13 protein-coding genes are annotated in these 15,340 nt (G+C 73.9%); all 13 read right to left on the reverse strand.

Features of this window, described 5'->3' with window-relative positions; all coding sequences use genetic code 11:
* Positions 1-22: 22 nt before the first annotated feature.
* Positions 23-1,090: a polyprenyl synthetase family protein gene (locus tag AB0J86_RS15395; RefSeq protein WP_363857397.1), complete on the reverse strand. Its 1,068-nt coding sequence runs from the start codon at positions 1,088-1,090 to the stop codon at positions 23-25.
* Positions 1,087-2,484, reverse strand: a complete 1,398-nt coding sequence (locus AB0J86_RS15400; RefSeq protein ID WP_363857399.1) for a nucleotide pyrophosphatase/phosphodiesterase family protein — start codon at positions 2,482-2,484, stop codon at positions 1,087-1,089. The genes AB0J86_RS15395 and AB0J86_RS15400 overlap by 4 nt, the downstream gene beginning before the upstream one ends.
* Positions 2,481-3,689: a metabolite traffic protein EboE gene (gene eboE / locus AB0J86_RS15405; RefSeq protein ID WP_363857401.1), complete on the reverse strand. Its 1,209-nt coding sequence runs from the start codon at positions 3,687-3,689 to the stop codon at positions 2,481-2,483. The genes AB0J86_RS15400 and eboE overlap by 4 nt, the downstream gene beginning before the upstream one ends.
* Entirely contained in the window at positions 3,689-4,540 is an 852-nt protein-coding gene (locus AB0J86_RS15410; protein ID WP_363857403.1) for a TatD family hydrolase, read from the reverse strand. Before AB0J86_RS15410 ends, eboE begins: the two co-directional genes overlap by 1 nt.
* Positions 4,540-5,163: an EboA domain-containing protein gene (locus AB0J86_RS15415; RefSeq protein WP_363857405.1), complete on the reverse strand. Its 624-nt coding sequence runs from the start codon at positions 5,161-5,163 to the stop codon at positions 4,540-4,542. The genes AB0J86_RS15410 and AB0J86_RS15415 overlap by 1 nt, the downstream gene beginning before the upstream one ends.
* Entirely contained in the window at positions 5,160-6,095 is a 936-nt protein-coding gene (locus tag AB0J86_RS15420; RefSeq protein WP_363857407.1) for a sugar phosphate isomerase/epimerase family protein, read from the reverse strand. The genes AB0J86_RS15415 and AB0J86_RS15420 overlap by 4 nt, the downstream gene beginning before the upstream one ends.
* A 124-nt stretch (positions 6,096-6,219) precedes the next feature.
* Positions 6,220-7,080, reverse strand: coding sequence for an SCO3242 family prenyltransferase (locus AB0J86_RS15425; protein WP_363857409.1), 861 nt, complete (start codon positions 7,078-7,080; stop codon positions 6,220-6,222).
* The gene (locus AB0J86_RS15430; protein ID WP_363857411.1) at positions 7,064-8,305 is read right to left on the reverse strand and encodes an inositol-3-phosphate synthase; all 1,242 of its coding nucleotides are present in this window, start codon (positions 8,303-8,305) and stop codon (positions 7,064-7,066) included. The genes AB0J86_RS15425 and AB0J86_RS15430 overlap by 17 nt, the downstream gene beginning before the upstream one ends.
* Positions 8,306-9,002: 697 nt before the next feature.
* Positions 9,003-10,220, reverse strand: coding sequence for a Gfo/Idh/MocA family oxidoreductase (locus AB0J86_RS15435; RefSeq protein ID WP_363857413.1), 1,218 nt, complete (start codon positions 10,218-10,220; stop codon positions 9,003-9,005).
* Positions 10,221-10,235: 15 nt separating this feature from the next.
* On the reverse strand, positions 10,236-11,303 hold the full coding sequence (locus AB0J86_RS15440; protein WP_363857415.1) for a substrate-binding domain-containing protein: 1,068 nt from the start codon (positions 11,301-11,303) through the stop codon (positions 10,236-10,238).
* A gap of 149 nt (positions 11,304-11,452) precedes the next feature.
* A complete protein-coding gene (locus AB0J86_RS15445; protein ID WP_363857417.1) occupies positions 11,453-12,568 on the reverse strand; it encodes an ABC transporter permease in 1,116 nt (371 codons plus the stop codon).
* Positions 12,565-14,142: a sugar ABC transporter ATP-binding protein gene (locus tag AB0J86_RS15450; protein WP_363857419.1), complete on the reverse strand. Its 1,578-nt coding sequence runs from the start codon at positions 14,140-14,142 to the stop codon at positions 12,565-12,567. Before AB0J86_RS15450 ends, AB0J86_RS15445 begins: the two co-directional genes overlap by 4 nt.
* Entirely contained in the window at positions 14,139-15,317 is a 1,179-nt protein-coding gene (locus AB0J86_RS15455) for an ROK family protein (RefSeq protein WP_363857421.1), read from the reverse strand. The genes AB0J86_RS15450 and AB0J86_RS15455 overlap by 4 nt, the downstream gene beginning before the upstream one ends.
* Between the last annotated feature and the right edge of the window lie 23 nt (positions 15,318-15,340).

Genomic DNA, 15,340 nt, shown 5'->3' on the forward strand with positions numbered 1-15,340 from the left:
GCCCGAGGCACCCCGGGACGGGTCAGAGCCGCCGATCCACCGCCTCCGCCGCCAACGCCGCCAACACCTCGCGCGCCTCCGGCACCACCGGCGCCTGCTCCAGCGCGGCCAGCGCCGCCTCGGTACGCACTCTGATCATTTGTTCGATCCGATCCAGCGCGCCGGTCGCCACGATGATTTCGCGCAGCTCGGCGGCGCCGTCGGCGTCGAGCCCAGGGTTCCCGAAGAGGGTCTTGATCCGCAATGCCTGGTTGCGGTCCGCGCTGTCCCGGGCGAGCGCCATCATCACGGTGCGCTTTCCCTCGCGCAGGTCGTCCAGGATCGACTTGCCGGTCACGGCCGGGTCGCCGAAGACGCCCAGCACGTCGTCGCGGAGCTGGAAGGCGTCGCCGAGCGGGTCGCCGAACGCGGCCAGGGCCGTCATCAGGTCGGCACCGGCGCCGGCCAGCGCGGCGCCGATCTGCAGCGGCCGGGTCACCGTGTACCGCGCCGCCTTCATCCGGATCACCGTGAGGGCGCTCGCCACGGACCCGTCCCCGACCCCGGAGACGAGGTCGAGGTACTGCCCGGCGATCACCTCGGTACGCATCAGCGAGAAGATCCGGTAGCCCTGGTGCACCTCGTCCGTGGAGAGCCCGCACTCGTGGAACATCTGATCGGACCAGGCCGCGCAGAGGTCGCCGCAGAGCAGGGCGGTGTTGCGCCCGTACGAGCCGGCGTCGCCGCGCCAGGCCGAACGGGCGTGCAGGTCGGCGAAGAGCTGGTGCACCGAGGGCTCGCCCCGGCGCCGCTCGCTGCCGTCCATGATGTCGTCGTGGATCAGCGCGAAGGCGTGGAACAGCTCCAGCGCCGCCGCGGCGACCACGATGGGCGTACCGTCGGCACCGCCGGCTCCGCGCCAGCCCCAGTAGCAGAAGAGCGGGCGCAGCCGCTTGCCGCCCGCCAGCACGAACCGGTGCAGGGTGCGGAACACGCCGCGGGGGGCGCCGTCGGGCCAGTCCGGGTCCTGCCGGTCGAGGAAGTTGGCGAGCTCCGCGTCGAACCGGGACCGCAGTCCGGCCGTGTCGGGCAGCGGGGCGGTCGCCGTCATGCGTCCACCCCCGGCGACGGCAGCCCGGCCAGCCGGAGCAGCAGCTCCTTGACCTCGGTGGCGGCGAAGCGGTCGCGCGCGGCGGCCGGGTCGGAGCAGAGCAGCACGGGCCCGTCGGCCGGGTCGTCCGGCAGCCGGCCGTGCGAGCCGCGTACCGCCCGGGCGCCCGCGTCCAGCCCCACCACGTCCATCAGGTACCGCATGCCGAGTTTCTTGCGGGCCAGCGCCAACCCGGCCCGGCGCTTGGCGGCGCCGGGGGCGGCCGGGTCGAAGAAGAGCTCCGCCGGGTCGTACCCGGGTTTGCGGTGGATCTCCACGAGCCGGGCGAAGTCCGGGGCTGCGTCGTCGTCGAGCCAGTAGTAGTACGTGAACCAGGCGTCCGGCTCGGCGACCAGCACCAGCTCGCCGGCGCGCTCGTGGTCCAGCCCGTGCTCGGCCTTGCCGGCCGCGTCCAGCACCCGCGCCACCCCCGGCAGCCCGGCGCAGAGCTTCGTCACCGCCGGCAGGTCGGCCGGGTCCCGTACGTAGACGTGCGCCACCTGGTGGTCGGCGACCGCGAACGCCCGGGAGGTCCACGGGTCGAGGTACTCCATGCCGTCCTGGGTGTAGACCCGCAGCAGCCCTTCGGCGCGCAGCAGCCGGTTGACGTCGACCGGCCGGGACGCGTCGGTGATGCCGTACTCGGAGAGCGCCACCACGGTCGTGCCGCGCGCCGCCGCCGCGTCCAGCAGCGGGCCGAGCACCTGGTCGACGGCCTTGGCCGCGACCACCGCCTCCAGCGAGCCGGGGCCGTGCCGTTGCAGGTCGTAGTCGAGGTGCGGGACGTAGACCAGGGTCAGGTCCGGGTCGTGGTCGGCCATGACCTGTTCGGCGGCCCGGCAGATCCAGCGCGACGACGGGATGCCCGCCCCGGGCCCCCAGTACGTGAAGAGCGGGAAGTCGCCCAGCCGCCCGGTCAGCTCGTCGTGCAGCTCCGGCGGGTCGGTGTAGCAGTCCGGCTCCTTGCGCCCGTCGGCGTAGTAGATCGGGCGGGGCGTCACCGTCCAGTTCACGTCGGCGCCCATCGCGTACCACCAGCAGACGTTGGCCACGGTGTAACCGGGGGCCGCCCGGCGGGCCGCGTGCCACAACTTGTCGCCGCCGACCAGCGCGTTGTGCTGTCGCCAGAGGAAGACCTCGCCGAGGTCGCGGAAGTACCACCCGTTGCCGACGATCCCGTGTTCGGCCGGGAGCGCCCCGGTCAGGAAGGTGGACTGCACCGAGCAGGTCACCGCCGGCAGGACCGTACCGAGTTCGGCCGAGAAGCCCGCCTCGGCGACGGCCCGCAGCCGGGGCATGTGGGCCAGCAGTCGGGGCGTCAGCCCCACCACGTCGAGCACCAGCAGCTTGTTCATGCCCGCACCGCCCGCGTCCGGCCGATCGTCCCCGGCCGCGCGGCCAGCCCCAGCGCGACCAGTTCGTCCCGGGTGAAGGCCAGCTCGGCGGCGATGCCGGCGGCCAGTTCGTCCGGTGTGCCCGGGCGCCGGGCCGGTGGCAGGACCCCCCAGGTGTACGTCTCCACGTCGAGGTGGTCGCAGCCGGCGTCCGCGCCGCCGAGCAGCTCGGCCAGCGCCGCCCGCAGCACCGGTACGGTCGAGGTGAGCGGCGGTTCGGGCGCCGCGTGCACGGGCACGTGGTAGTGCACCCGCCAGGCCCCGGCGAGCCCCGCCGCCAGGGCGAGGTCCAGGTCGTCGGCGCTGCGCCCCGGATCGGCCGGGTCGCCGGCCGGCCCGTCCACCTCGGCGCGGGTCTGGTGCAGGAAGCGCGGCTCGACGTACCCGCGCAGCACCTCCTCGGCGGCGACCGGGTCGGCGGCCTGCAACGCGGCGGAGACCTGCACCTTCACCACCGGCAGCCCGGCCGCGCGCAGCCGGGCCAGCGCCGCCGCCGGCTCCTCCCAGGCGCAGGCCAGGTGCGCCAGGTCCAGGCAGATCCCGAGCCACTCCGGGTCTGCGGCGGTGAGCCGCTCGGCGGCCTGCGCGGTGGTTTCCACCACGCAGCCGGGCTCCGGCTCGAAGCCGACCCGCACCGTCCGGCCGCTGTCGCGGCGCAGCTCGGCCAGGCCGGCCGCGAGTTCGGCGAGGGCGCGGTCGCCGGCGGCGGCCCGCCGGGCGTCCCACGGCTCCCGCCAGGCCAGCGGCAGCGTGGAGATCGACCCGCGGGCCGCGTCGTCGGGGAGCAGGTCGACCAGGATCCGGGCCAGGTCGAGGGTGTAGTCGAGCCGCTCGCGCGTGGTCCAGTCCGGGTGGTACACGGCGTGCTTGACCACCGGCGCCTGGAACGACCGGTACGGGAAGCCGTTGAGCGTGACCACCTCCAGGCCCCGGGCGTCCAGCTCGGTACGGAGCCGCCGCCGCGCCTCGGGCCGCGCCGCCAGCTCGGCCGCGACCGGCGCGGCCAGCCACAACCCCAACCCGAGTACGTCGGAGTCGAGCCGGCGCCGGATCGGCACCGCGTACGCGTCGAGCTGCGCGAGCACCCCGTCGAGGTCCTCGGCCGGGTGCACGTTCGTGCAGTAGCTCAGGTGGACGGTCTGCCCGTCGGCATGCCGCAGTCGCATCAGCTGCCTCCCCGCAGGATCGAGTTGCCCTCGAAGGTCGGCGCGGCCCCGGCCGCCTCGGCGAGGTCGAGCCGGCCGGACTGGCCGTAGAACTCGACCGGGTTGCGCCACAGCACCCGGTCCACCTCGTCGTCGTCGAAGCCGGCCGCGCGCATCGCGTCCCCGGTGGCCCGGGTCAGCAGCGGGTCCGAGCGTCCCCAGTCGGCCGCCGAGTTGACCAGCATCCGCTCGGTGCCGTACCGGCGCAGCAGCTCCACCATCCGGGGCGGGGACATCTTCGTCTCCGGGTAGATGGAGAAGCCGAGCCAGCAGCCGCTGTCGCGGACCAGCTCGACGGTGACCTCGTTCAGGTGGTCGACGAGCACCCGGCCCGGGTCGATGCCGGACTCGGCCACCACGGCCAGGGTCCGCTCGGTGCCCCGCGCCTTGTCCCGGTGCGGCGTGTGTACCAGCGCCGGCAGGTCGTGCTCGACCGCGAGCGCGAGCTGCGCGGCGAAGACCTCGTCCTCGGCCGGGGTCATCGAGTCGTACCCGATCTCGCCGACCGCGACCACGCCGTCCTTCTCCAGGTAGCGCGGCAGCTCCTTGAGCACGTCCCGGCAGCGCGGGTCGTTGGCCTCCTTCGGGTTCAGCGCGATGGTGGCGTGGTGGCGGATGCCGAACTGGCCCGCCCGGAACGGCTCCCAGCCGACCAGGGAGTCGAAGTAGTCGAGGAACGACCCCACGTTGGTGCGCGGCTGGCCGAGCCAGAACGCCGGCTCGACCAGGGCGCGTACGCCGGCGGCGGCCATCCGCTCGTAGTCGTCGGTGGTCCGTGAGGTCATGTGGATGTGCGGGTCGAAGATGCGCATCACGCCTCCTTGGCGGTACCGGTCGGGGCGCTGGTCAGCCGCTGTAACAGGGCGGTGGCGTCGGCGGGCAGCGCCCGGCCGGCGGCGCGGCGCTCCTCGTTCAGGCCGGCCAGCATGATCGCCAGTTCGGTGTCCGCCCGCTCGTCGAGGTCGTCCACGACGTCCAGCGGTACGCCCATGAAGACGCACTTGAGCACCGCCTGGCGCCAGGTCGCCGGGTCCAGGTGGCGGGCGGCCGGACCCAGCGCGGCGGCGACCAGGCGGGTGTCGTTGGTCCGGATCGCGTCGTGCAGCAGCGGTACCGCCTCCGCGCCGACCGGCAGCAACGGCAGGGCCCGCAGCACGGCCCGCTTCTCGGTCGCGTCGCCCTGCCGGTAGAGGGTCTCGGTCCACCCGGTCACCGCCGCGGCGGGCAGCGCCGCGAGCAGCAGTGCCCGCGCGGCCTCGTCGGCGGTCCAGCCGGCGGCGTCCGGCAGCGGGGCCCGGCCGCACCGGCGCCCGGCCGCGGCGAAGTACCGGCCGATCGCGGCGGGCTCGGCCGCGACGGCGCGCAGCGCCCCGTCCAGCCAGTCCCGGTCCGGTACGGCGGCCTCCAGTGCGGCCCGCAGTCGTTCGACGGTCACGGCACCTCCCTTCCGCCGGTGGCCCCGGTGGGGGTCACCGGTCTGATCCCGGCCTGTTCGGCGGCGGTACGCAGGAAGTCGATCGAACGGGCGGCGACGGCCGGTGCGGCGTGCGAGTGCCGGGGCAGCTCGACCGCGACCAGCCCGCGGTATCCGGCGTCGGCGAGCGCGCGCAGCACCGGCGGGAAGTCGATCTCGCCGGTGCCGAACTCCAGGTGCTCGTGCACGCCCCGCCGCATGTCGTCAATCTGTACGTTGACCAGGTGCGCGGCGACCTGCGCGACGCACTCGGGCACCGGCGCGGGCTCCAGGCACCGGCAGTGCCCGATGTCGAGGGTGATGCCGAAGCCGGGCGGGTCGCCCAGGTCGCGCCGCAGCCGCCACCAGTCGGCGATCTCGGCCACCAGCATGCCCGGTTCCGGCTCGAAGCCGATCGGCACGCCGGCCGCGTCGGCCGCGCGTACCACCTCGGCGCAGCCGGCCACCAGCCGGTCCCAGGCGGCGCCGGCGGGCAGCCCGCCCGGCCGGATCCCGGCCCAGCAGGAGACCGCCTCGGCGCCGAGGTCGGCGCCGATGGCGACGGCCCGGCGGAGGAAGTCGACGCGCCGGTCGCGGTCGTCGTCGAGCAGGGTCGGCGCGTGCTTGCGCCAGGGGTCGAGCAGGTAGCGCGCCCCGGTCTCGACCACCACGCCCAGCCCCAGCTCGGCGAGGCGCCGGCCGACCGCGGCGACGCGGCCGGCCAGCCCGGGGGCGTACGGGTCGAGGTGGTCGTGGTCCAGGGTCAGCGCGACCCCCTGGTAGCCCAGGTCCGCGATGATCGCCAGCGCGTCGTCGAGCCGGTGGTTGCCGAAGCCGTTGGTGCCGTACCCGAGGCGCGGCGGCACCACCTCCGGGGAGGCCGGGGCACCGCCGGCCGGTACTCCGGCGTTCATCGGGCGCGCCGGGAGGTAGGTCGCGGTCCGGGCCGCCCCGGGCCCCGCGAGCGGGGCCCCTCGGAGCCGTGGCCCTGCCGGCCGGGGCCCCGCCGGTGCCGGCCGGACGAGCGTTGCCGGCCGCTCATGTCGGCGACACCTTCCGCGCCAGCCGCCGGCCGAGCGGCGCGGCGGCGGCCACGGCGAGCCCCAGCAGCCCGGCTCCGGTACGGGCCACCAGCGCGCCCTGCAACGCCGGCAGGCCGGTGATCCCGGCGCCGACGGCGGCCCGGATCCGGGGCGCCGTCGGCTCGGCCGCGGCCCGGACCTGGGCGGCGCCGTACTGCGCGGTGTACCAGCCGGCGAGCGCGCCGGGGAGCAGCCCGCGCCAGCCCGGGCGGCGGTGGCCGGTCGCGGCGACGGCGGCGACGGCCGCGGTACCGGCGAGGGTCGTCGCCGGCAGGCTCCACCGCGCGCCCTGCATCTCGCGCTGGGAGAGCGCGGTGACCGTGTACGTGTGCGCGGCGACCGTGGCCGCCGCCGGCAGCGCCCGCAGCGGCCGGCCGGTGCTCGCGCCGAGCAGCACGTTCAGCCCCCGGCAGAGCGCCATCACCGCCGGCCCGGCCGGGGTGTTCTTGGCGCCCAGGTCGTACGCCCAGACCGCGCCGGCCAGCGAGGCCGCCGCGACCAGGGACCTGCGTCCGCCGGTGTACCCGGCGATCGCGAGCCCGGCGGCGGTGAGCCCGGCCGAGATTCCCAGCGCGGCGGTCGGCGAGACCCGGCCGCTCGGGATCGGCCGGCCCGGCCGCTCTTCGGCGTCGATGTGCCGGTCGGCCCAGTCGTTGGCGGCCATGCCCGACCAGTAGAGCAGCACGGAGGCGCCGGCCAGTCCGGGGCTGCGCCGGTCCAGCCGTCCGGCGGCGGCCGCGCCGGCGAGCACGTCGCCCGGCACGGAGAGCGCGGCCGGGGCGCGGACCAGCTCGGCCACGTCAGCCAGCGACGCCACGGCGGTCCCCCTCGTCGCCGGCGGTCCCCTCGGTGCCGGCTCTCGCCTCGCCTGCGGTCCCCTCGGCGCCGGCCGTCTCGGCGCCGATGCCGGCGTCGAGCCCGCGGACGAAGCCGACCAGCTCGGCCCACTGCTCGGCCAGCGCGTGCGGGCCGGACCCGAGCGGGTCCTTGAAGAAGAAGGCCAGCTCGACCAGGGGCCCGGTACGCCCGGCGGCGTGCGCGGCCGCCGTGAGGCGGGCGAGGTCGAGCACGAGCGGCGCGGCCAGCGCCGAGTCGCAGCCGTGCCAGCTGAACTCCATCCGCATCGAGGTACCGAGGAAACCGGAGAAGGTGACCAGGTCCCAGGCGGTCTTGAAGTCCCCGATGTCGTCCACGTACTCGATGCGGGTGTTGCCCTGCGGGACGTACCCGAGCGTCTCGCCGAGCACGCGCTGCTTGCTGGCCGCCTTGGCGGCGTTCGCGGCGGGCTCGGCCAGGTTCGCGCCGTCGCCGCCGCCGAGCAGGTTGACCCCGGACCAGGTGCGCACCCGCAGGTGACGCATCGCGAACATCGGCGCCAGCACCGACTTGACCAGCGTCTCGCCGGTCTTGCCGTCGTGCCCGGCGTACGGCAGCCCCCGCCGCCGGGCCAGCTCGGCCAGCGCCGGCAGCCGGGTACCGGTCGACGGGGTGAAGTCCACGTACGCGCAGCCCGCGACGAAGGCCGCGTACGCGTACGCGGCGCTGGGCGGCAGCACGGCCGCCTCGGTACGCAGCGCCGCCTCCAGCGCGGCCAGGTCGGCGTGGGCCGGGTGCGGTGGCGGCGCGGGCTCGGTGGACGAGACGTTGACCACCACCACCCGGTCCAGGTCGTGCCGCCGGCGGAACCGGTCCAGGTCGGCCGTGATGGCGGCGACGGCGTCGGCCTGGCGCTCGGCGGTCGGCGCCGGTCTGATCTCCTCCTCGACCGCGGCCAGCTCGTCGTGGAGCGTCGCCACCAGCCGGCCGGGCAGCACCCCGGCGTCGGCGAGCGCCTCGGCCTTCTTGGCCAGCGGGGTGAGCGCCACGTCGTGCCCGCCGAAGACGAGGTCGGCGAAGCCGGGCAGGCGCGGGGTGCGCAGCGCCGGCAGCTCTGTCACACAGCCGGTCGGATCGGCGAGCCCGGCCCGCAGGGCCAGGGCCCCGACGGTGCTGGTGACCGCGACCGAACCGCGCGCGCCGACCAGCCAGATACCCGTACGCATTCCGGGCTCCTTCCGTGCAGGAAGACTGCTTAGCAAGATTTAAATAGACGAATGATCCGATCGGAAGGGTTGGTGCGGGATTGAGGAAGTTGGTTGGGTAAAGGGCCCCGTCCGCCCCGACCGTCGCGGGATGGCACCCCGGGTGACCTCGCCGGAGTCGGCGGCAACGGCGTGGTCATCCGGTCCCGCTCCGGTGCGGGGCGGACGGGGCTGGCAGGCAAGGTCGGTCGGCGTCGCGACCTTGCCTCCCCCGCTTTGCGGCCGGCTGGACCGACGGCGTCGGTCCGCACGGCGGTCCAGCCGGAGTCTGCGCACATCCGCTCGGATGTGGTGGTGGTCGGGCCCGCCCGTCGGGCGGGCGTTTGCTGGTGGCGGGCGGTTGCGGCGGTGCGGGTCCGGTGTCCGGTACGGCCGGGGAATCCCGGTCCGGCCGTACCGGACGACCGCGTTACCTCCGGGCGGCCCCGGGACCGTGGCACGGCCCGGTGCTGCCCGCCCCTCCGGGCCGACCTACCGTCGCGCGGGGCGCAACCGCGCGGCGGTTCCTCGCCGGTCGGTGTCCGGGGGAGCCTGTCGGGCGGGGAGTCGCCGGTGCGGCGCGACCCCGCGGGTGGATGGTCTCGTGGGTGGCTGGTTCGGGTGGTGGGACGGTCCGCCGGCCGGTCGCCGGTGGCGGCGGCCGGGGCACCGGGTCGGGTTACGCGGCGATCGTCGCCAGGGCCGGCTCGACCTCCGTCCAGGACGAGCCGGCCTCCGCCGAGCGCGCCACGGCGTCCAGCACGAGCTGGACCTGCAACGCCTCGGTGAAGGACGGGCTCGGGTCGGCACCGGTGGCGATCGCCTCGATGAAGTCGCGCATCTCGTGCGTGAAGGAGTGCTCGTAGCCGATGATGTGCCCCGGCGGCCACCACGCCGCCAGGTACGGGTGCTCCGGCTCGGTCACCAGGATCCGCTTGAAGCCCTGCTCGGTGGTGGGGCCCGTGGCCTCGTAGAACTCCAGCTCGTTGAGGCGTTCCAGGTCGAACACCACCGAACCGAGCGAGCCGTTGATCTCGACCCGCAGCGCGTTCTTGCGTCCGGTCGCGAAGCGGGTCGCCTCGTACGTGCCGAGCGCGCCGCCGTCGAGCCGGGCGACGAAGACCGCCGCGTCGTCGACGGTCACCGGGCCGGTGGGTACGGCGTCGGCCGAGCCGTTGCCGGCGGAGGCGGCCAGGCCGCTGGACTCCGCCGACAGCGGGCGCTCCTTCACGAACGTCTCGGTGACCGCGCTGACGCCGGTGATGCGCTGCCCGGTCACGTACTGGGTGAGGTCGACGATGTGGGCGCCGATGTCGCCCAGCGCGCCGGAGCCCGCTCTGTCCTTCTGTAGCCGCCAGACCAGCGGGAACTGGGGGTCGACGATCCAGTCCTGCAGGTACGCGGCGCGGACGTGCCGGATCACGCCGAGCCGGCCGGAGGCGACCAGCTCGCGCATGAGGGTGACCGCGGGGACCCGGCGGTAGTTGAACCCGCACATCGCCCGTACGCCCGCCGCCTGGGCCGTGGCCGCCGCGGCGACCATGGCCCGAGCCTCCTCGACCGTGTTGGCCAGCGGCTTCTCGCACAGCACGTGCTTGCCCGCCGCCAGCGCCGCGATCGTGATCTCGGCGTGGCTGTCGCCCGGGGTACAGACGTCGATCACGTCGATGTCGTCCCGGTTGACGACCTCACGCCAGTCGGTGGCGTACTCGTCCCAGCCGAGCCGGCCGGCGGCGTCGGCCACCTTCGACTCGTCGCGGCCGCAGATCACGGCCATCCGGGCCCGCGCCGGCAGGTCGTACACGCGGTTCACGGTGCGCCACGCCTGCGAGTGCGCGGCCCCCATGAACGCGTAGCCGACCAGGCCGACGCGTAGCTCCTTCTCTACAGTGGACACAGCTGGTTACTCCGTTCAGGATGCGAAGCCGAGCGGCAGGTACGCGTCGACGTTCTCCTTGGTGATCGTCTCGGAGGCGAGCACGATCGTCTTGGGTACCTGCAGCTCGGCCAGGTCGCCCATGCCGCGGCCCTGGGCGATGAGGCGGGCGATCGACACCGCCGACGAGGCCATCGTCGGGCTGTAGGTGACGGTGGCCCGCAGCGGCGTGTCTCCCTTCTTGATGGAATCCATCGCGTTGCGCGATCCGGCGCCGCCGACCATGAAGAACTCGTTGCGGCCGGCCTGCTTCATGGCCGCCAGCACGCCGATGCCCTGGTCGTCGTCGTGGTTCCAGACGGCGTCCAGCTTCGGCGCGGACTGGAGCAGGTTGGCGGTCACCGACTGGCCCTTGGCCGGGGTGAAGTCCGCCCAGACCTGGTGCCGGACCTGGTAGCCGTGCTTCGTGAGGGCGTCCTTGAAGCCGCGGGAACGCTCCTTGGTCAGCGGGAGGAAGTCGATCCCGCCGATCTCGGCGATGGCCGCGTCCGGGCCCTTGTTCGCCTTCTTCAGCTCGGCCGCGATGAAGTTGCCGGCGGCCACCCCCATGCCGTAGTTGTCGCCCTTGATCAGGCTGCGGTAGGCGAAGGGGTTGCTGAACTCCCGGTCGAGGTTGATGACCTGGATGCCGGCCTCCATCGCCTTCAGCGCCGTCGGTTCGAGCTTGTCACCCTCGTGCGGCAGGAAGACGATGGCGTCGACCTTCTGCTGGATCAGCGACTCGACCGCCGCCCGCTGGACCGCCGGGTCGTTGCCGCCCGACTCCACCGCCGAGAAGGTCACGTCGGAGTACTTGGCCGCCTGGGCCTTGCCGTTGGTGGTGACGGCGAGGATCCAGCCGTGGTCGCCCGCGGGCACCGAGAAACCGATCTTGACGGGCTTGCCCGGTTCCGTGTTGCTGTTGCCGGCGACGGTCTGCGAGCCGGCGCCCGAGTCGCCGCTCTTCTCGTTGGAGGTGCAGGCGGCCAACAGGGTACCGGCGCCTACCGCCGCACCGCCGAAGAGCAGACTCCGGCGAGAAACGTCGCCCGACTTTTGCGACATAACGACCTCCTGGTCGCGAGTGGTGTTGGGGTGAGGGCGGAGCGGGCGTCGAGGATCCGACCGGGCCCCGCGACCGCGCTGGTGCTCGCACCGCCGGCCGGTCGCCGGTGGTCCGCACCGTGGCGCGGCCACGGTTCCCACTACGGCCGCTAGGCGGCCTTCGGTGCCGCTGGTCGTTTTCGCAGCCCGCCGATGCGGAACTGCTGTACCAGCACGGCGCCGATGATGATCAGCCCCTTGACGATGTTCTGTACCTCTACCTGCAGGTTGAGCAGGATGAACAGGTTCGTGATCATCGCGAAGACCAGGACCCCGAGCAGGGTGCCCACGATGGTGCCGCGACCGCCGGCCAGCGCGGTACCGCCGATGATCGCCGCCGCGATCGCGTCCAGCTCGTAGAACTCGCCGTGCGTCGACGCGCCGGCGTTCGACAGCGAGACCAGGATGATCGCGGCGATGCCGCAGCAGAGCCCGGAGAGGGCGTACAGCAGCAGGGTCTGGCGCCTCACGTTGATGCCGGCGAGCCGGGCCGCTTCGAGGTTGCCCCCGACCGCGACCGTACGCCGACCGAAGGTGGTGCGGTTGAGCAGCACCCAGGCGATCACGACCACGCCGAGGAAGACCAGCACCAGCAGCGGAATCCCGAGGATCTTGCTCTCGGCCAGACCGTTGATGCCCTCGACGCTGACCAGCTGGGTCGTCTTGTTGGAGATCTGCGCGGCCAGGCCCCGCGCCGCCACCATCATCGCCAGCGTGGCGATGAAGGCGACCATTCGCCCGTACGCGATGAGCAGCCCGTTGACCAGGCCGGCGATGGTACCGACGGTCACCGCGGTGAACAGGATGCCGAGCATCCCGAACTCCTGCGTCGCCACGGTCGTGCACCAGACGCTGGCCAGGCCCACCAGCGAGCCGACCGAGAGGTCGATGCCGCCGCCGATGATCACGAAGGTCATCCCGACGGCGAGCACGCCGACCGCGCTGGCCTGGGTGAGGATCGTCATGATGTTGCTGATCGCCCGGTCCGGGTCGAGGTAGACGTCCGGGCGGCGGTACGCCGCGAAGGCGATCAGCGCCAGCAGCACCACGATCAGCGCGCTGTTGCGCCGTACCGGCTCGCCGGCGTCACCGCGCCACCAGGCCGCGAATCCCCGCTCGCGGGCGGGCGCCTTCCCACCGTGGTCACCCTCGGGTCTCGGCGGGCCACCGTCGGCCGGCTGCTCGGGGCCGGAGACCGCACCCCGCTCGGGCAATATCTCGGTCACGCTGTCACCTCTTCGCTCGGTTGGTCGCTCAGCCCTGGCTCTCCCTCCAGCAGGGATCCCGCCATGACGAGGTCGAGAACGCCTGACTCGTCCAGCTCGTCCGCCGGGCCCTCGTGGACCACCCGGCCCTCGCGCATCACCAGCACCCGCTCCGCGAGCCCCAGCACCTCGGGAACCTCGCTGGAGACCATCAGCACCCCGACACCGCTGTCGGCGAGCTGCCGGATCACCCGGTACAGCTCGGCCCGGGCGCCCACGTCGACGCCGCGCGTCGGCTCGTCGAGGAGCAGCAGCTTCGTACCGCCCAGCAGCCACCGCCCGACCACGACCTTCTGCTGGTTGCCGCCGGAGAGCGTACCGACGGCCCGGCGCACGTCCCGCGGGTGCAGGTGCAGGTCGTCGGCGATCCCGTCGCTGGCCGCGCGCTCGCGGTCGGCCCGGGTGAACCCGCCGCTGGCGTACCGGGCGAAGGTCGCCAGCGTCATGTTCCGGTAGATCGGCTCGCCGAGCAGCAGCGCCTGACTCTTGCGCTCCTCCGGCGCCATGCCCAGCCCGGCCCGTACCGCCGCGCCGACCCGTCCGGGCGGCAGCGGCCGTCCGGCCACCGAGACCTCGCCGGTCTCCGGCCGGCGCGCGCCGTAGATGGTTTCCAGCAGTTCGGAGCGGCCCGAGCCGACCAGCCCGGTGATCCCCACGATCTCGCCCGCGTGCACCCGCAGCGAGACGTCGCTGAACTCGCCCGCGCGGGAGAGGTCCCGCACGTCCAGCAGCGGCGGGTCCTGCGGCTCGGGACGCCGGGGCCGCTCCGGGAAGACGTACTCGATGTTGCGGCCGGTCATGTGGGTGACCAACTCGCGGGTCGGGGTGTCGCGCGCCGGCAGGTTCACCGCGGCGGCCCGCCCGTCCTTCAGTACGGTGACCCGGTCCCCGATCTCCCGGATCTCCTCCATCCGGTGGGAGATGTAGATGACCGCGATGCCGGCGGCGGTGAGCTGGCGGATGATCCGGAACAGGTTCTCCACCTCGTCGTGGGCCAGCACCGCGCTCGGCTCGTCCATGATCATGACGCGGGTCTCGTGGGAGAGGGCCCGGCCCATGCTCACGATCTGCTTGGCCGCCGCCGGCAGCAGCCGCACCGGGCGGCCGGCCGGGATCTCGGGGTGGCCGAGCCGGGCCAGCAGCGCGCTCGCCCGCTGGCGCATCAGGCCGCGCTGGACGAAGCCGAGCCGCCGCGGCTCGTGCCCGAGGAAGATGTTCTCCGCCACCGTCATGTCCTCGACCAGGTCGAGTTCCTGGTAGATGGTGGAGATACCGGCCTTCATGGCGGCCTGCGGGTTGTCGAAGGAGGCGGGCGCGCCCAGCCACTCGATCGCCCCGCTGTCCGGGCGGTGCGCGCCGGAGAGGACCTTGATCAGGGTCGACTTGCCGGCGCCGTTCTGGCCGAGCAGGCAGTGCACCTCGCCGGCCCGCACCTCCAGGTGCACCCCGTCGAGCGCCCGTACGCCCGGGAAGGTCTTGACCACGTCGGTGAGGCGGAGCACCACCTCGCCGGGGGTACCGGCCGGTTCGCTCACGACGCCTCCCCGAAGGCGACGTCGCTGGCGAGCACCGCGGCACCGGCGACGCCGGCCCGCGGCCCGAGCTCGGAGAGGACCACCGGCAGGTTGCCGGTGGCCAACGGCAGAGACCGGCGGTAGACCACGCTGCGGATCTCGGCGAGCAGTATGTGTCCCAACTGGGCGAGCCCTCCTCCGATGACGATCATCGACGGGTTGGCGAAGCTGACGAGGCCGGCGAGGACGCCGCCGACGCGGCGCCCGCCGTCGCGGATGAGCCGGATGCAGGTGACGTCGCCCTCGACGGCCCCCTCGGCCACGTCGAGGGCGGTGACCGTACCGTTGGCCGCGAGCCGCTCGGCCAACGCGGGCGAGGTGCCGCCGCGCGCGGCGACCGTGGCGTCCTTGGCCAGCGCCGACCCGCTGAACAGCGCCTCCAGGCAGCCGACGTTGCCGCACGAGCACATCGGGCCGTGCGAGTCGACCTGGATGTGGCCGATGTCGCCGGCGCAGCCGTCGACCCCCCGGTAGACCTCGCCGCTGAGGTAGATACCACAGCCGATGCCGGTACCGATCTTCACGAAGAGGAAGTCGTCGACCGAGTGCGCGACGCCGCCGTGCCGCTCCCCGATCGCCATGATGTTGACGTCGTTGTCGACCACCGCCGGGCAGCCGTGCTCGCGGGTGAGCAGTTCCCGGACCGGGAACCGGTCCCAGCCCGGCATGATCGGGGGCGAGACCGGTACGCCGTCGCGGAAGCTGACCGGGCCGGGTACGCCGATGCCGACCGCCGAGAGCCGTTCGTAGGCCCCGTCGGCCTTCGCCTTAGCCAGCAGGTCGTTGACCCGCTGGAGGATCAGCTTCGGCCCCGACCGGATGTCCACCGCCTCGGCGTACGCGGCGAGCGGTTCGAGGCGACCGTTGACCACCTCGACATCCACCGAGCTGGCGCCGAGGTCGACGGCGGCGAAGCGTAGTTGCGAGCTGAGTTCCACCAGTGTGGAGCGTCGGCCGCCGCGCGAGGCCGCGAGCCCCGCCTCGGCCACGTAGCCCAGGTCGACGAGGCGTCCGAGTTCGGCGAGCAGGCGCGGGCGGGGCAGTTCCAGCCGGTCGGCCAGTTCGGCGCGGGAGACCGCGCCCTGATCACGCAGTAACCGCAGGAGGCGCAGATGCGGAGCTTCGACCGTACGCAACGCGGCCACCTCCGGTCGGTTGA

Origin of the sequence: Micromonospora sp. NPDC049559, from assembly GCF_040676675.1 — a bacterium.
GTDB lineage: Bacteria > Actinomycetota > Actinomycetes > Mycobacteriales > Micromonosporaceae > JBFAPK01.

Excerpts from the sequence above, each read along its gene's own strand:
- AB0J86_RS15395 (WP_363857397.1), bottom strand. The coding sequence starts at position 1,090 with ATGACGGCGACCGCCCCGCTGCCCGACACGGCCGGACTGCGGTCCCGG.
- AB0J86_RS15400 (WP_363857399.1), bottom strand. The coding sequence starts at position 2,484 with ATGAACAAGCTGCTGGTGCTCGACGTGGTGGGGCTGACGCCCCGACTG.
- eboE (WP_363857401.1), bottom strand. The coding sequence starts at position 3,689 with ATGCGACTGCGGCATGCCGACGGGCAGACCGTCCACCTGAGCTACTGC.
- AB0J86_RS15410 (WP_363857403.1), bottom strand. The coding sequence starts at position 4,540 with ATGCGCATCTTCGACCCGCACATCCACATGACCTCACGGACCACCGAC.
- AB0J86_RS15420 (WP_363857407.1), bottom strand. The coding sequence starts at position 6,095 with ATGAACGCCGGAGTACCGGCCGGCGGTGCCCCGGCCTCCCCGGAGGTG.
- AB0J86_RS15430 (WP_363857411.1), bottom strand. The coding sequence starts at position 8,305 with ATGCGTACGGGTATCTGGCTGGTCGGCGCGCGCGGTTCGGTCGCGGTC.
- AB0J86_RS15440 (WP_363857415.1), bottom strand. The coding sequence starts at position 11,303 with ATGTCGCAAAAGTCGGGCGACGTTTCTCGCCGGAGTCTGCTCTTCGGC.